Genomic DNA, 17,052 nt, shown 5'->3' with positions numbered 1-17,052 from the left:
CCTTTTCTTCTTATTCTTTTTAATTACCAAAGTGTCCAAACTAGCATAACTAGCAGACCTAAAATCATGACGAATGCATAGTGATACAGGAAACCTGTCTGAGTTTGACGTAACACTTTTGCCGAGTTCGCGACGGTCATAAAGGTGTTGGTGACCATACCAACATCGATGATTTTAGTATCAACGACACGGCTAAAGAAGTGACCCAACTTACGCGTACCATCAACGAAGACGATGTCATTCAAACGGTCAAAGCCATAGGCACTATCTAATACATAGAAGCCACGTGGACACATTTTCTTTAACTTAGCTGGCATTGTCGGCACTTTGACATAAAGTAACCAGGCTAAAAACACCCCTAATAGCGCTAAGATCACGGGTAACGTCAGCAGTGAATGGACAACAAAATCTATCACACCATTGAAAGAAGTTGTATAGACTGCAAGCATCACATCATTAGCGGGCTGAACATAAATAGAATCACCAAAATAGGCACCAGTCAGCATCGGCTCAAACATGGGTAAACCCATCAGTACGGTCGGGATAGCCAACAATATTAATGGCACGGTGACCACCCATGGTGACTCTTTGATTTGATGTGTTTTCACGTATTCACTTTCTTCACCGTGGAACACGAGGAAGAACATACGGAAACTGTAGAATGCCGTGATAAAAACTCCGGCCATCAATAAGACATAAGCGAGTGAGGAACCAAAACGTTCAGCTTCATTAAGTGACAATAAGATACTGTCCTTTGAGAAGAATCCTGAAAATCCAGGGAAACCAATCAATGCCAATGAACCAATTAACATCGTGATATAAGTGATTGGCATATATTTCTTAAGCCCACCCATATCAGAAATTTCTTGCTTATGGTGCATTGCGATAATCACTGAACCCGCTGCAAGGAATAACAGGGCTTTAAAGAAGGCATGTGTTAACACATGGAACATACCTGCAGCGTAGGCAGAAGCACCCATTGCGGCAATCATATAACCTAATTGAGATAAGGTAGAGTAAGCAACGACACGTTTAATGTCTGTCTGTACTAACCCTAGCAATCCCATGAGAAAGGCTGTTAACGCACCAATAATCAACACCACACTCAAGGCTGTTTCAGACAGTTCGAAGGCTGGAGACAAACGTGCAATCAAGAACACCCCTGCTGTAACCATTGTCGCTGCGTGAATTAAGGCCGAAATAGGCGTCGGGCCTTCCATTGATTCTGGTAGCCAAACATGTAATGGCATTTGAGCTGATTTACCCATCGCACCAATAAATAAAAGAATCAACATCAAAGTGATCATTGACCATTCAACGCCTGGAATGACTTCGATCATAACGTCTTTATTTGCCGCTAACTGAGCAAAGAATTCATTGTAGTCCATGGTATTGAAGTAAACGAAGACCACTGCGATCCCAAGAATAAATCCTAAATCACCTATTCGGTTGACCAAGAATGCTTTTAGGTTTGCCTGAATCGCTGACTCTCGTTTCATATAGAAACCAATCAATAAATACGAAACAAGTCCAACAGCTTCCCAACCAAAGAACAGTTGTAGAAAGTTATTAGCCATCACTAAGGAAAGCATCGAGAAAGTAAACAATGAAATATAGCTGAAAAAGCGCTGATAGTAAGGGTCATTATGATCATAATCTTCATCATGATCCATATAACCTACTGTGTAGATATGTACCATTAATGAGACAAACGTCACCACCAACATCATTGTTGCGGATAGTTGGTCAATCATAAAGCCGATTTCGAAACGAATACCGTCAGAGACCATCCAGGTGTATAGGCTTGCGTTATAAGCTTCTGTGCTGTTAAGAACAAACATATTAAAAATGTAAGCCGACAAAAGCGTAGAAATAGCAACACCTATAATTGTCACAAAATGTGCACCACTACGGCCTATCTGACGTCCAAACAAACCGGCAATCAAAGAGCCTATAAGAGGACTAACAAGGATTATAGTTAAAATCGTATGTAGCATTAACAACTATCCTTTTAGTGAGCTAAGATCATCAATATTGATGGTCTTACGTTTACGAAATACTAAAACGACTATCGCCAAACCAATGGCCGCTTCTGCAGCTGCCACGGTAAGGATGAAGAAGACGAAGATTTGTCCTGTTACATCATTTAGGTAATGAGAAAATGCGACAAGATTGGTATTAACAGCTAAAAGCAATAACTCAATCGACATCAGCAAGATAATGACGTTTTTTCTATTTAAGAAAATACCCGCCATACTAATCATAAATAGGACGGCGCCAAAAATTAGGTAATCAGAAAGAGCAATCATTTTTCGTCCTCTTTTTTACTCGGGATAGCTTTTTCCACCACTGAAGCCATCTTGACCAGTCTGAAACGGTCAGTCGCTAATGTCTTGACCTGCTTATCGATATTTTGGTACAAAACTTCAGTTGTTGGACGTCGACGAAGCGTTAAGGATATTGCCGCAACAATACCAAGTAATAACAACACAGCGGCTAATACGAAAGCATAAGCATGAGTGGTATATAGGGGAATCGCAATCGACTTAGTATTGTTGTAATTTTCAGAGTTGCTCACAGGCTCACCTGTAACATCAATGCCAAAATGCTCTGGCCCAACGACGAGATACATCATGGAAAAAATTGCAATTGACGCCATAACACCTAAAGGTAAGTATTGAGTAAAACCTTCCTTTAATACACTTATATTGACATCCAACATCATTACGACGAATAGAAATAACACCATGAGAGCGCCAACATACACAAGGATTAAAACGAGTCCGAGGAATTCGGCCTGAGCCATAATCCAAACACCGGCCGTCGCAATAAAAGCGAGTATTAACCATAGCGCGGCTTTAACTGGATTTTTGATGGTAATCATCATCAGACCAGACACTGTGGCAACCGCTGTTAATAGGTAAAAGATAAATAGTTCAAATGTCATATTGAGTTCGCTTTCCGTTATCGATACTTAGCATCAACCGCGCGATCTGCCGCGATTTGAGCTTCATGTTTGTCGCCAAACTCTAATAGTTTGTCTTTCGTCATAATGTGAGGACCGCGTTCTTCATAGGCATATTCAAACACGCGAGTTTCAACCACCGCATCGACTGGACAAGCTTCTTCACAAAAACCGCAATAAATGCACTTGAACATATCAATGTCATATTGTGTTGTTCGACGTGAACCATCTTCCCGCTCTTCCGATTCGATGGTAATCGCATTCGCTGGACAAACGGCTTCACACAATTTACAGGCGATACAGCGCTCTTCACCATTTTCATAGCGACGCAGAGCGTGATGACCACGAAAACGAGGCGAAATAGGTGTTTTTTCTTCTGGATAACGAACGGTAATTTTTCTTTTGAAAAGATATTTACCTGTTACGCGCAGACCTCTGAATAAATCAATGAGGCCCCATGTTTTTATTTGATGCTTTAAAAATCTAACCATGTCACCCTCTAAATTAATTAAACCAAGGACCGAAGTCGAAGTATTTCATAATACCAACCACAAATACCCAAAGAATCGTCACTGGAATCAGTACCTTCCAACCCAAGCGCATGAGTTGATCATAACGGTATCTTGGGAAAGTCGCTCGTAACCAAAGGAATACGAATAATAAGAAAGAAACTTTAAACGCTAACCAACCTAACTGAGGGACCCAAGAAAATGCCGCTTCCAGATAGGGAATGCCTTCAAATGGCGATAACCATCCGCCAAGAAACATAATTGAAGTCATAAATGAGATAAGGATCATCATGGCGTATTCAGCCAGCATGAAAACCCCGAAAGTCATTCCTGAGTAATCAACGTGGAAACCAGCAACAATCTCAGCCTCCCCTTCAACGACATCAAAAGGGGTACGGTTCGTTTCAGCTAAACCAGAGATAAAATAGACAAAAAACATCGGTAATAATGGCAATAAATACCAATTAAGCATACCACCTTGTTGACCATTAACAATGTCAGTGAGGTTCATACTTCCGGCAATCATTAATACGGTTACCAGTGCAAAACCCATCGCAATTTCGTATGAAATCTTCTGAGCCGCACCACGCATTGCACCTAAAAAAGCATACTTAGAGTTAGATGCCCAACCCGCAATAATAACACCATAAACCAATATGGATGAAACAGCTAAAATGTATAAAACACCGGCATTGATATCAGAGACAACCATGCCTTCGGCAAAAGGAATTACCGCCCAAGCCGCAACGGCTGGAGCGATCGCTAGTACAGGCGCAATAATAAATAGGAATTTATTAGCTTGATCCGGAAAGATGACCTCTTTATTCATTAATTTAATGGCATCTGCAATCGGTTGCAGTAAACCAAAATACCCTACTCGGTTAGGCCCCATACGAACCTGCATGTAACCAATGACTTTACGTTCAGCATAGGTCAACCAAGCGACCACCAACATAATGGGGAGCACAACGGCAACTGCCTGAATGACTAGAGTGACGAGAATAGCCAACCATTCAAATAGAAAGCTTGATAAAAAAGCTTGGAGAGTCTCAAACATCAGTATTATCCTCTTCCCATAGTGGCTGGGTCAGCATCTGGTGTGGCTTGTAATGAAGGAGATCTTCTAACCACGGCATCGACATGATATGGCGAGATTATCTGTACTTTAGAATCGTTATTAGACGTGGGCAATTGGCTGCTTACAGCAGAAAAATCCACCTTGTCAGCAGTATTGTCTAAGAGCTCACTTAACACTTCATTACTATGGACATAATCAAAACCTGCAATATCAAACATATTACCCAAAACACGTAATACCTTCCAAGCCGCTTTCGCATCACCTTTCGGTTCTACTGACATTTTGAATGATTGCTTCAAACCCGTCGCATTAACGAAAGTTCCAGCCGTTTCAGCATAAGTGGCAATGGGCAACATGACATCAGCATATTGACGCTGCAAATCGCTGTCAAATGCGGTTAAATTCACCACAAATTCGGCCTTGTTCATCGCATTAACGGCGGCATCAGCATCCGTGAAGTCAGCTTCAACTTCGATATTCATATTAATAAATGCTTTTAAGCCATCCTTAATCATTTGAGCACTGTTCTTACCCAACTTAGGCAGGAAGTTCACTAAGTGGGCACCGACTTCATTTGCGGCTAACGGGAGAATATTAAGAGTCGTTGAGCTGCTTTCAGCAATAATACTCGCCAATTTCTGCAGAACACTATAGTCTGCATGCATTTGACTGATTTGACCCAACATAATGCTCGATTTTTTTGCATCCACAAGCGTTGTTGCAATTGCAATGTGTTCATCCGTCGGTTGAATTGAATTCAACCAGGTCTGGTCAGTTTCACCCACAATATCAAGTACCGCTTTAGCAATACCAGCAAGGTTGAACACCATACCTGATTCGATATTCAGTAGTGTTGTTTTATAGTTAAAATCAAAATCTATTGGATTAACGACAGCAATTTTAGCGCCCTCTAAAAAGGCCTTACGAATGCGGTGATTAAGAATTGGCAATTCCTTTCTTAAGTAAGAACCAACAATCAATACCACCTCTAATTTTTCAACGTCTACGATCTCATGCGCCAAAGTTGGCACATTAAAGTCGGTTTGATCTATCGTAAAATCAACTTGACGATGACGAAAATCAATATTTTCAATGCCGACTCCACGGGCAAGCTTCTGCAGTAAATGCAACTCTTCTAACGTTGAACTCGCCGAAGCTAACACACCTATATCTTGACTGTTGACCAAGGTCTTTTGCAAACCGGCAACGGTAAATTCAAGCGCTGTCTCCCAATCAACAATATTCCAAGATCCATTCTGTTTGATCAAGGGTTGTGTTAATCGCGTGTCAGAGTTAATGCCTTCATATGAGAAACGATCTCTATCAGACAACCAGACTTCATTAATCGCCTCGTTCTCACGAGGTACAACGCGTTTTATTTCATTATTTTTGGAGTGAACATGAATATGAGACCCCATGCTGTCATGAGCTGCAATAGATTTATGAGCGATAAGCTCCCAAGCTCGCGCTGTGTATCTATAGGGCTTAGAGGTTAAAGCGCCTACAGGACACAAATCGATCATATTGCCGGACATCTCTGAGGTAATGGACTTTTCGATATAAGTACCGATTTCCATCCATTCACTGCGACCTGTCGCTCCTAATTCCATCATTCCAGCCACTTCTTGGCCAAAACGCACGCAACGAGTACAGTGAATACAACGTGTCATGTCTGTCTTAATCAAAGGGCCAGCATTACTATCGCTTACGACACGCTTTGCTTCTGTAAAACGGGAAACATCATCACCATAGTCCATGGCAACATCTTGTAGCTCACACTCTCCACCTTGATCACAAATAGGACAATCCAGTGGGTGGTTAATCAACAAAAATTCCATGACAGACTTCTGTGCTGAAATGGCTTTTGCCGATTTAGTATGTACCTTCATGCCGTCCGTGACCGGAGTGGCACACGCAGGCAGTGCTTTCCAAGCACCTTCCACTTCAACAAGACACATACGGCAGTTTGCTGCAATGGAGAGCTTCTTGTGGTAACAAAAACGGGGAATTTGAATCTGAGCATCATCAGCAACATCAATGAGCATGCAACCTTCTTGAGCTTCGACCACTTGTCCGTTTATCTCAATTTTTACCATAATTCTTTAACCTAAGTTTTCTGATGGAACTTAATATTTCACACATACCCAACATTTGGGCCCGCATGAATCATTAGCTACGATCGTAAATACTGCATCCATGTTCAATATAGTGAACAAATTCATCTTCAAAGTGTTCTAGCGCACTCGTCAAACCAATGGTGGCTGCGTCGCCTAAACCACAAATAACGTTACCCATGATTTTTCCAGAGACATCTTTTAATGCCTGAATATCTTCTAGTTTGCCCTTACCTTCAACAATACGAGTTAAAACACGGTATAACCAACCGGTTCCTTCTCGACAAGGTGTACATTGACCACAAGATTCATCCCAATAAAAGTGGCTTAAGTTCTGCATGACTTTTACGATGTCTGTTTGATCATCCATAATAATCACCGAACCTGCGCCCAAAAATGAACCTGCTTTCGCGATGGAATCATAATCCATGTTCATTTCAAGTGCTTTTGCAGCTGGTAAAATGGCAGTGGATGCACCGCCTGGAATGACCGCCTTGAGTTGACGTCCTTTCCAAATACCGCCAGAAAGTTCTAATAAATCTTTAAATGGGGTACCCATACGAACTTCAAAGTTCCCTGGATTATTAACATGTCCAGACATTGAGTAACATTTGGTACCACCTGCGTTATGCACGCCTAAATCATTAAACCAATCACCACCTTTCGCTAAAATCATAGGAATCGACGCTAAGGTTTCAGTATTATTGATAGTGGTTGGCTTACCGTACAAGCCGTAACTTGCTGGAAACGGTGGCTTAAAACGTGGTTGGCCTTTCTTACCTTCAATAGACTCGATTAACGCAGTCTCTTCACCACAAATATAAGCCCCAGCACCCAAATGGGTAAATAGATCGAAATCAAAACCAGAACCTAATAAATTTTCACCTAGAAAACCAGCTTCACGAGCTTGTTTAATCGCGTTATTAAAACGCTGATAAGGCTCCCAGAATTCCCCTCGAATATAATTATAACCAGCAGAAGCGCCAATAACATAGGCTGCAATTGCCATACCTTCTACTAAAGCATGCGGGTTATAACGCAGGATATCTCTATCCTTAAAGGTTCCAGGCTCACCTTCATCAGAGTTACAGACTATGTATTTTTGACCTGGTGCATAGCGGTTCATAAAGCTCCACTTTAGACCCGTAGGAAATCCGGCTCCACCGCGACCACGAAGATTGGATGTTTTGACTTCTTCTATAATTTCAGAAGGCTCTAACTCTCCCGCCAATACTTTTTTCCAAACTTCATAACCACCATTAGCGACATAGGTTTCTATGTCCCAGGAGTTCTCAAGATGATTTAAGCGGAAGCAGTTTTCATTTTGTTCAACCATCTATTTCTCCCACTCAGCTAGAAGTAAATCAATCGATTGATTGGTTAAATTTTCATGATAATCTTTGCCGACTTGCATCATTGGTGCACCACCACAAGCGCCTAAACACTCAACTTTTTTGATTGTAAACCGACCATCGGCAGTCGTTTCACCAGGTTTGATACCGAGCTTTTGCTCTAAATAATCATAAATACCTTGGTTGCCCCGTAACATACAAGAAATACTATTACAGATACAAAGCTTAATCTCGCCAACCGGAGCATGTTCATAGTTACCGTAAAAAGTCGCTACTTCATAAACTTCCATCGGTGTAATTTCTAGATAAGTGGCAACCTGATCCATTAAATCATTGGTCAAATAGCCGTTATGGCACTCTTGAACAATGCGTAATGCAGACATAACCGCTGATTTTTTTTGTTCTTCTGGATAGATTGCAATCCATTTATCAATACGGGCTTTAATATCACCTTGGATGAAATTTTTTGGACTAGTCGTTGTCGAACTCATCGATCTACCTCTCCAAATACAATGTCTTGGGTACCAATAATGGAAACTACATCCGCAATCATATGACCTTTTACCATTTCATCAAGTGACGCTAGATGCGCAAATCCTGGTGCACGAACTTTCATACGATAAGGTTTATTGGCACCATCGGATACCATATAGATACCGAACTCACCTTTAGGATGCTCTACGGCAGCATATACTTCGCTTTCAGGCACTGTATAACCTTCTGTATAAAGCTTAAAGTGGTGAATCAAAGCTTCCATGTTTGATTTTGCATCTTCACGTTTAGGTGGCGTTATTTTATGATCATCTGATATAACGGCACCCGGGTTAACTTGTAACCAGTCAACGCACTGTTTAATAATCTTATTAGACTCACGCATCTCTGCAACACGCACTAAATAACGATCGTAACAATCGCCAGTGACACCCACTGGAATATCAAAATCAAGCTTGTCATAAACTTCATAAGGTTGTTTCTTGCGTAAATCCCACTCAATTCCTGAACCACGTAACATGGGTCCAGTAAAACCAAGCTGCAATGCCCTTTCAGGTGAAACAATCCCAATATCAACGGTACGTTGTTTCCAAATACGGTTATCGGTTAATAGTGTCTCATATTCATCAATATACCCTGGGAAGCGCTGTGTGAAAGCATCAATAAAATCAAGCAATGAACCTTCACGGGTTTCATTTAATTCATCAAGTTTTTTACCGGAATTCCATTTCGATTTTGCATGTTTCGCCATCGTGTCAGGTAAGTCACGATAGACACCACCCGGACGGTAATAGGTAGCATGCATTCGCGCGCCTGAAACGGCCTCATAACAATCCATCAAATCTTCACGCTCTCGGAAAGCGTACAGAAATACAGTCATGGCGCCGATATCAAGTGCATGCGCGCCTAACCACATTAAGTGATTCAACACACGGGTAATTTCATCAAACATGACTCGAATATATTGAGCTCGCTCAGGTACTTCAAGCGCCAGCATCTTTTCAATCGCCATCACATAGGCATGTTCATTTGACATCATTGAGACGTAATCTAAACGATCCATGTAACCAATAGACTGGTTGTAAGGCTTATATTCAACAAGTTTTTCTGTTCCACGGTGCAACAGACCGATATGGGGATCAGAACGAACAATGGTTTCACCATCCAACTCGAGTACCAAACGTAACACACCATGCGCAGATGGGTGCTGAGGACCGAAGTTGAGGGTATAGTTACGAATTTCAGGCATTACATATTCCTAATTACACTTTAAAGGTGATTATTTACGGATCACTCGTGGCACATTGATTCTATTTTCAATCGTGACAGGTTCATAAATAACACGTTTCTTTTCTGCGTCATAACGCACTTCTACATGTCCAGTAAGAGGAAAATCTTTTCTTAATGGATGGCCAATAAAGCCGTAATCTGTCAAAAGACGACGTAAATCAGGGTGGTTTTTGAATAAAATACCAAACAAGTCAAACGCTTCACGTTCAAACCAATTAGCACAGTTCCAAACATCAATGACACTATCAACAATCGGCATTTGTGTTGTTTCAGGGAAGACTTTGACACGAATTCTTAAGTTATGCTGTATCGACAACAGATGATAAACAACCGCAAAACGGCGTTTCATATCCAAATACTCATCATCATTGTCTTCAGCAAAGTCAAAAACACCCCGACTGAAACCACTATTAACAGCCGTCATGGTTTCCCAGTTCGCTAAACCATAATCTAGGTAATCAACACCACAAAGATCCATTAGCTGTTCAAAACCAAGTTCATCTTTTAAAAGATTGAACGCTGCCAAAGCTTTAGATGGAGACAATTCAATTGTGAGTTCATCTAAGATAATGGTGGATGACACAATATCATCCCCTAAAACCTGATTGACTCTCTTTTGTAAATCTAATACTGACTGTTTCATAGTAAAACTACTTATCGCCTATTTCGCCAATGAAGAACCAAAACTTTATCGTGCAATGGTATTGGTGCGTTTAATTTTATTCTGTAACTGAATAATGCCGTACAACAGTGCTTCTGCAGTGGGAGGACACCCCGGGACATAAACATCCACAGGAACAATTCGATCACAACCGCGAACAACGGAATAGGAGTAATGGTAATAACCACCACCATTGGCGCAAGAACCCATAGAAATAACCCAACGCGGTTCAGCCATCTGATCATAGACTTTACGTAACGCAGGTGCCATTTTGTTCACAAGCGTACCAGCAACAACCATCACATCCGATTGACGAGGGCTTGGACGAAAGATAATACCGAATCTATCTAAGTCATAGCGAGAAGCACCAGCATGCATCATCTCAACCGCACAACAGGCCAAACCAAAGGTCATAGGCCACAAAGAACCCGTTCTTGCCCAGTTAATCAGCTTATCAGCTGAAGTCGTGACAATCCCTTCTTTTAAAACGCCTTCTACTCCCATTCAAGCGCTCCCTTTCTCCACTCGTAAATAAAACCAACCACCAACAGCGTTAAGAAAACCCCCATTGCTAACAAACCAAACGTTCCTACTTCTTCAAGTGCAAGCGCCCAAGGAAACAGGAATGCAATTTCTAAATCAAAAATAATGAATAGAATGGCTACCAGGTAAAATCTCACATCAAACTTCATGCGTGAATCTTCAAAGGCTTCAAACCCACACTCATACGGAGAGTTTTTCTCTGAATCTGGTTTTTGTGGACCGAGCAAATATCCAATTAGGATAGGCCCTACACCAAACATAGCCCCTAGCACGATAAAAACTAGGACTGGAAGATAGTTTTCTAGCATTGCTAACACCTCGTCTAGCTTTAAATTAACTACTGCAACTTGGCAATAGGCATTGAACTACTGCAACTTAGCAATAGCTCTAAATATGGTGCCGATGGCCGGACTCGAACCGGCACAGCTTGCGCCACTACCCCCTCAAGGTAGCGTGTCTACCAATTTCACCACATCGGCATATAGATTGAATTCAGTTTGAAAACTGAATTCGAATATTCGTTTATAACTTTAGTTTGGAATAACTGGCGCGTCAGTAGGCTTTACCGTAGCAGCGGCAGCAGCTTCTTTAGCAACACTTTGGTAACCTTTCGCTTTCTGACTACCGATATAAGCCAGTGTTAAACTTGTCACGAAGAAAATCGTTGCAACTATAGCGGTCATTCTGGATAAAAACGATCCTGAACCACCACTACCAAATACTGACTGAGAAGAAGAACCACCACCGCCAAAATTGGCACCGGCATCAGCCCCTTTACCGTGTTGAATAAGAACCAACACAATCAGAAGAAAAGCTACAATTAAATGAACCGATAGAACTATTTCAAACATTACACACCTGCCGCTTTACAAATTGCCATAAAATCATTTGCATCCAAAGATGCCCCACCAATTAAGCCTCCATCAATATCAGGCTGACTAAAAAGTTCTACTGCATTATTAGGCTTAACACTGCCACCGTACTGAATAATGACTTTCTCAGCAACCGTCGAATCTAAAACCGCCAGTTCAGAACGAATAAACGCGTGAACTTCTTGAGCTTGCGCAGGAGAAGCTGTAACACCAGTACCAATCGCCCAGATAGGCTCATAGGCAATGACTACACTTTCAAACGCAGCAATACCCACTACATCAAGTACCGCTTTAAGTTGCGCTGCGATAACTGACTCCATTACCCCTGACTGTCGCTCTTCTAAGGTTTCGCCTATACATAAAATAGGGGTAACCCCTGCTTTCATTGCAACCTTAACTTTTTGTGCAATTTGCGAATCTGATTCACCATAAATAGTACGGCGTTCAGAGTGGCCTAAAACGACATACTGACAGCCTAAATCTTTCAGCATTTCAACAGATGATTCACCTGTAAAAGCACCTTGGTCTGGCTCTTCAGCGATATTTTGACCACCGATAAAAATATTATCTGCAGACAAACAATGGCTTGTATAGTCTATATAAATCGTTGGCGGGCAAATTGCAATATCAACACCACTAATTTCGCTTGATTTCGCATTCAGTCCTGTGACTAAAGTTAAAATAGAAGCCTTTGAACCGTGCATTTTCCAGTTCCCTGCTACAAATGGTTTTCTCACCTGATATTCTCCGACACAAAAGTTTCACAATATTAGCGTTTTCTTTAATCAAACACAATCTTGAAATTTTACGAAAATTCTGATTTAACCAAATTAGCTAACAGTTCAGCGACTGTTTTTACTAAATCAGCCTCTTTACCCTCAACCATGACACGAATTAAAGGTTCGGTTCCTGAAGCACGAATTAAAATTCGACCTTCATTTCCCATTAAACCTTCAAGTTCAGCTATTTTTTCTTTAAGTGGAACGTTTTCATCCAATCCGATCGCGCTCTCAACTCTAATATTCTTCAATATCTGAGGATACATATCAACCACAGAAGATAATTCTAATAAACTTTTACCCGACTGCACCATCGCTGTTAGAACTTGCAATGCGGCAATAATTCCATCACCTGTTGTCGTCTTATCCAAACAAAGAACATGCCCTGAAGGTTCTGCACCATACAACCACTGATTTTCCACCAATCGTTCCATGACATAACGATCACCGACATTGGTACGCTGTAAATCGACCCCAGCGTCTTTGAGAGCAATCTCGACACCCAGATTACTCATCACCGTCCCGACTACCCCGGTGACGTCATTACGCAACACTGTTGCCAGGATATACAAAATAATATCACCATCAACAATCCCGCCTTGCTCATCAACCATCATGACTCGATCGCCATCACCATCAAAAGCAATCCCAAAATCGGCGCCTTCTGCTATGACCGTTTTCTGCAGCAAATCAAGATGGGTCGCACCACATTCCTGGTTGATATTGACTCCATTAGGCTCTGCACCAATGGTAATCACTTCAGCACCCAATTCAGCAAACACATGTGGGCCAATGTGATAGGTCGCACCATGTGAACAATCTACTACAATCTTATAATTATCTAGCTTGTGTTTACCATGAAAGGTACTTTTACAAAACTCTATATAGCGACCAGCCGCATCTTCTATTCGACGTGCCTTTCCCAACTCTTCCGAAGGGACAACTTCCATATCTAATTCGAAAGCCGCCTCGACCGCTAATTCAATCTGATCACTGATTTTTTTCCCCGTGGCCGAAAAGAACTTAATGCCATTATCATAATGAGGATTATGCGATGCACTGATCACGATCCCGGCATCTGCACGAAAGGTCTGAGTTAGATATGCAACCGCTGGCGTTGGCATAGGGCCCAACAACAACACATCAATACCCGCAGCAATAAAACCCGCTTCCAGAGCTGACTCAAACATATAGCCAGAAATACGCGTATCCTTGCCAATCATGACCGTTTTTTCACCACGTTCACGCATGACCTTTCCGGTTGCCCAACCAAGCTTTAATACTTGGTCTGGGCAAATCATTCCCTGACCAACACGATTGCGAATCCCATCCGTTCCAAAGTATTTCTTCTTACTCTGCATACTCTCTCAACTCTTTATGTAAAACACACGAACGCTACATTAAATGCATTGTGACCCGTAAAGCCTCAACCGTTTCTTTAACATCATGAACTCGCACAATACGAGCCCCCTTAAGCGACGCTAAAACCGCTGCGGCCACACTACCGACAATTCGATCTTCTACAGCAGCTGCATTTAAAATATCACCGATCATGCGCTTTCTGGAGACCCCCACTAAAAGAGGATACCCCAACAAGACGAAACGCTCTAAATTTTCGAATAGCTCGCTATTATGCGCTAAAGTCTTACCAAACCCAAACCCTGGATCTAAGATAATTTTATTTTTATCCATTCCCGCTTGTTGACACAGGTTTGCACGAGCTAATAAAAAGTCACAAACATCTTTTACCACGTCTTGATATTCAGGCGTATCCTGCATCGTAGCAAACTCACCCAATTTATGCATTAAACAAACCGTAGCGCCGGAATTTATAGCACATTCAATAGCACCTTCCGCCTGCAATGCATTGACATCATTAATCAACACGGCACCTCCGCTAACCGCTTCGCTCATTACCTGAGGTTTATAGGTATCAATTGAGAGGGGCGTATCGTAACGTGCGGCAATCCACTCAATCGCTGGCAATACACGATCTAACTCTTGTTGAAGCCCTATTTTAATCGCGCCAGGCCTGGTGGACTCTCCACCGACATCAATAATATCAACGCCCGCTAAAACCATCTCTGCAACATGTTGCGTAAACTGATTTTGAGTGACAAAACGCCCACCGTCTGAAAAAGAGTCTGGAGTAACATTTAAAACACCCATTACGAGAGGCATGCCATCTTGAGTTGATGATTTTTCGTCAATTAATGCTTTAATGTTAAACATGACTTTTCCTATTCAAAAAAAAACCCCGATTCAACGGGGTTTCGTTAGGCCCTAAAATGACTTTATTCAGAACTTAAGGCGCTTTAGGCTCACCATTTTCTACAACTGGTCCATCACCACTTAAATCATCAGAACGACTATCATTACCAGGGTTATCTTGAATCACCTCTTCAGGAGCTGCTTCACCCGGTGTTGCGGAAGTCCCATCATCATTAGAGTCACTCCAATCCTTAGGTTCACCTGATGGGCGACCTTCCATAATGTTTTTAATCTGATCTGCATCAATCGTTTCATAAGTCATTAATGCTTCAGCCATTAATTCAAGTTCACTTGCACGCTCTAAAAGAATATTCTGGGCGCGTTGGTAATTACGGTCAATGAGCTTACGGATTTCCACATCAATTTGTTTTGAAATTTCACCTGAAACATTCGCATTACGAGAAGTTCCCATGAAGCTGCCATTATCTTCTTCTTCATATAATAAAGGCCCTAGATCATCAGACATACCCCACTTGGTAACCATATTACGAGCAATCGCTGTGGCGCGTTCTATGTCATTACTCGCACCGGTGGTGACCATATCAGGACCATAAATTTGATCTTCAGCAATACGACCGCCATACAAACTTGATAACTGACTTTCTAGCTTTTGTTTACTGTAGCTATAAGAATCCTCTTCAGGCAAATACATAGTCACACCCAATGCACGGCCACGAGGCATAATACTAACCTTGTAAACAGGATCATGCTCTGGCACTAACCAACCAATAATGGCATGCCCAGCTTCATGATAAGCGGTCATTTTACGCTCTTTATCGTTCATGACCATGCTCTTACGCTCAACCCCCATTAGAATCTTATCTTTGGCTTTTTCGAAGTGCTTCTGAGTCACTAACTTTTCATTGAGTCTTGCTGCAAACAGTGCAGCTTCATTCACTAAGTTAGCCAAATCGGCACCAGAGAATCCAGGCGTACCTCGAGCGATATAGGATGGATTAACATCATCTGCCACAGGCACTTTGCGCATATGAACCTTTAATATTTGCTCACGGCCACGAATATCCGGTAAACCTACCGTCACCTGACGATCAAAACGGCCAGGACGCAGTAATGCGTTATCTAAAACATCTGCACGGTTTGTGGCAGCAATAACAATGACACCTTCATTGCCTTCAAAGCCATCCATTTCAACCAATAATTGATTCAATGTCTGCTCACGCTCATCGTTTCCGCCGCCCATACCCGAACCACGCTTACGGCCAACAGCATCAATCTCATCAATAAAGATAATACAAGGTGCATGTGCCTTAGCTTGCTCAAACATATCACGTACACGAGAAGCACCTACACCAACAAACATTTCAACAAAATCAGATCCCGAAATGGTGAAGAATGGTACTTGTGCTTCGCCAGCAATTGCTTTCGCCAACAACGTCTTACCGGTACCTGGAGGTCCGATCATCAACACACCGCGGGGAATACTGCCTCCCAAATTTTGATATTTAGCAGGATCTTTCAAGAAATCAACAATTTCTCCAACCTCTTGCTTAGCTTCATCTGCACCCGCTACATCATCTAAGGTTACTTTAATCTGCTCGTCTGTTAGCATTTTAGCCTTACTTTTACCGAATGACATTGGGCCACCTTTACCACCCATACCGCCACCGACGGATTTCATAAAGAAAATCCACACCCCAATCAATAACAACATAGGGAACCATGAGATAAAGATCTGCATCAACACGCCTTGCTGCTCTGGCGGTTGTGCCGTAATCTTAACGTGATTGTCTAACAAATCACCCATTAGACCGGCATCACCAGGGTTATAGGTTGTAAATGAATCGCCACTGATATAAACACCACGAATCGTAGGACCTTCAATATTCACTTTACTGACTTGCCCCTGCTGAACCTGATCAATAAAATCAGAATAATCTAGACGACTAGAAGCACTTTGCCCCTTACTACTGAAATGATTGAATACAGACATCAATATCATTGCCGCAATCGCCCAAACCAATACATTTTTTAGCATATCATTCTTCATTGACTACCCTTAACCGCTCTCTAAGATCTTTCCAAGAAGGGCACCGCGCCCCTCGAAAAGTTTCGTTTAAATTAATCCAATCTTGCTACTTTACCATATTTTTCATAAATAAAACTTA

17 protein-coding genes and 1 tRNA gene are annotated in these 17,052 nt (G+C 41.8%); all 18 read right to left on the bottom strand.

What is annotated here, in order from left to right; translation table 11 throughout:
- Positions 1-23: 23 nt before the first annotated feature.
- The 18 genes from nuoL to ftsH all read right to left on the bottom strand — a co-directional run bounded on the left by nuoL (position 24) and on the right by ftsH (position 16,934).
- Positions 24-1,997 (bottom strand): NADH-quinone oxidoreductase subunit L, encoded by a 1,974-nt coding sequence (nuoL, locus tag F612_RS0101290; protein ID WP_019555933.1) that lies wholly within the window; start codon positions 1,995-1,997, stop codon positions 24-26.
- A gap of 6 nt (positions 1,998-2,003) precedes the next feature.
- Positions 2,004-2,309: an NADH-quinone oxidoreductase subunit NuoK gene (gene nuoK, locus F612_RS0101285; RefSeq protein ID WP_019555932.1), complete on the bottom strand. Its 306-nt coding sequence runs from the start codon at positions 2,307-2,309 to the stop codon at positions 2,004-2,006.
- A complete protein-coding gene (locus F612_RS0101280) occupies positions 2,306-2,947 on the bottom strand; it encodes an NADH-quinone oxidoreductase subunit J (RefSeq protein ID WP_019555931.1) in 642 nt (213 codons plus the stop codon). Before F612_RS0101280 ends, nuoK begins: the two co-directional genes overlap by 4 nt.
- Before the next feature lie 17 nt (positions 2,948-2,964).
- A complete protein-coding gene (gene nuoI / locus F612_RS0101275) occupies positions 2,965-3,456 on the bottom strand; it encodes an NADH-quinone oxidoreductase subunit NuoI (RefSeq protein WP_019555930.1) in 492 nt (163 codons plus the stop codon).
- A gap of 13 nt (positions 3,457-3,469) precedes the next feature.
- Complete coding sequence (gene nuoH / locus F612_RS0101270; protein WP_019555929.1) at positions 3,470-4,531, bottom strand: NADH-quinone oxidoreductase subunit NuoH; 1,062 nt, start codon at positions 4,529-4,531, stop codon at positions 3,470-3,472.
- Positions 4,532-4,536: 5 nt separating this feature from the next.
- Positions 4,537-6,648: an NADH-quinone oxidoreductase subunit NuoG gene (gene nuoG, locus F612_RS0101265; RefSeq protein ID WP_019555928.1), complete on the bottom strand. Its 2,112-nt coding sequence runs from the start codon at positions 6,646-6,648 to the stop codon at positions 4,537-4,539.
- 73 nt (positions 6,649-6,721) lie between these two features.
- Entirely contained in the window at positions 6,722-8,002 is a 1,281-nt protein-coding gene (gene nuoF, locus F612_RS0101260; RefSeq protein WP_019555927.1) for an NADH-quinone oxidoreductase subunit NuoF, read from the bottom strand.
- The gene (gene nuoE, locus F612_RS0101255; RefSeq protein WP_019555926.1) at positions 8,003-8,509 is read right to left on the bottom strand and encodes an NADH-quinone oxidoreductase subunit NuoE; all 507 of its coding nucleotides are present in this window, start codon (positions 8,507-8,509) and stop codon (positions 8,003-8,005) included.
- Positions 8,506-9,759: an NADH-quinone oxidoreductase subunit D gene (locus tag F612_RS0101250; RefSeq protein WP_019555925.1), complete on the bottom strand. Its 1,254-nt coding sequence runs from the start codon at positions 9,757-9,759 to the stop codon at positions 8,506-8,508. Before F612_RS0101250 ends, nuoE begins: the two co-directional genes overlap by 4 nt.
- 30 nt (positions 9,760-9,789) lie before the next feature.
- On the bottom strand, positions 9,790-10,443 hold the full coding sequence (locus F612_RS0101245) for an NADH-quinone oxidoreductase subunit C (RefSeq protein WP_019555924.1): 654 nt from the start codon (positions 10,441-10,443) through the stop codon (positions 9,790-9,792).
- A 45-nt stretch (positions 10,444-10,488) separates the two neighbouring features.
- Positions 10,489-10,965, bottom strand: coding sequence for a NuoB/complex I 20 kDa subunit family protein (locus F612_RS0101240; protein ID WP_019555923.1), 477 nt, complete (start codon positions 10,963-10,965; stop codon positions 10,489-10,491).
- On the bottom strand, positions 10,956-11,312 hold the full coding sequence (locus tag F612_RS0101235; RefSeq protein WP_019555922.1) for an NADH-quinone oxidoreductase subunit A: 357 nt from the start codon (positions 11,310-11,312) through the stop codon (positions 10,956-10,958). The genes F612_RS0101240 and F612_RS0101235 overlap by 10 nt, the downstream gene beginning before the upstream one ends.
- A gap of 86 nt (positions 11,313-11,398) precedes the next feature.
- Positions 11,399-11,483: transfer RNA gene (locus F612_RS0101230), tRNA-Leu, on the bottom strand.
- 51 nt (positions 11,484-11,534) lie between these two features.
- The gene (gene secG / locus F612_RS0101225) at positions 11,535-11,855 is read right to left on the bottom strand and encodes a preprotein translocase subunit SecG (RefSeq protein WP_019555921.1); all 321 of its coding nucleotides are present in this window, start codon (positions 11,853-11,855) and stop codon (positions 11,535-11,537) included.
- Positions 11,855-12,613, bottom strand: a complete 759-nt coding sequence (gene tpiA / locus F612_RS0101220) for a triose-phosphate isomerase (RefSeq protein WP_026329555.1) — start codon at positions 12,611-12,613, stop codon at positions 11,855-11,857. Before tpiA ends, secG begins: the two co-directional genes overlap by 1 nt.
- A gap of 68 nt (positions 12,614-12,681) precedes the next feature.
- Positions 12,682-14,016: a phosphoglucosamine mutase gene (glmM, locus tag F612_RS0101215; RefSeq protein ID WP_019555919.1), complete on the bottom strand. Its 1,335-nt coding sequence runs from the start codon at positions 14,014-14,016 to the stop codon at positions 12,682-12,684.
- Positions 14,017-14,050: 34 nt separating this feature from the next.
- A complete protein-coding gene (gene folP, locus F612_RS0101210; protein ID WP_019555918.1) occupies positions 14,051-14,887 on the bottom strand; it encodes a dihydropteroate synthase in 837 nt (278 codons plus the stop codon).
- 73 nt (positions 14,888-14,960) lie between these two features.
- A complete protein-coding gene (gene ftsH, locus F612_RS0101205; RefSeq protein WP_019555917.1) occupies positions 14,961-16,934 on the bottom strand; it encodes an ATP-dependent zinc metalloprotease FtsH in 1,974 nt (657 codons plus the stop codon).
- Positions 16,935-17,052 lie beyond the last annotated feature (118 nt).

This window comes from Thiomicrorhabdus arctica DSM 13458 (genome assembly GCF_000381085.1).
GTDB lineage: Bacteria > Pseudomonadota > Gammaproteobacteria > Thiomicrospirales > Thiomicrospiraceae > Thiomicrorhabdus > Thiomicrorhabdus arctica.
The sequence above is the reverse complement of the archived record's forward strand: the minus strand, read 5'-3'. Positions and strand labels throughout refer to the sequence as shown.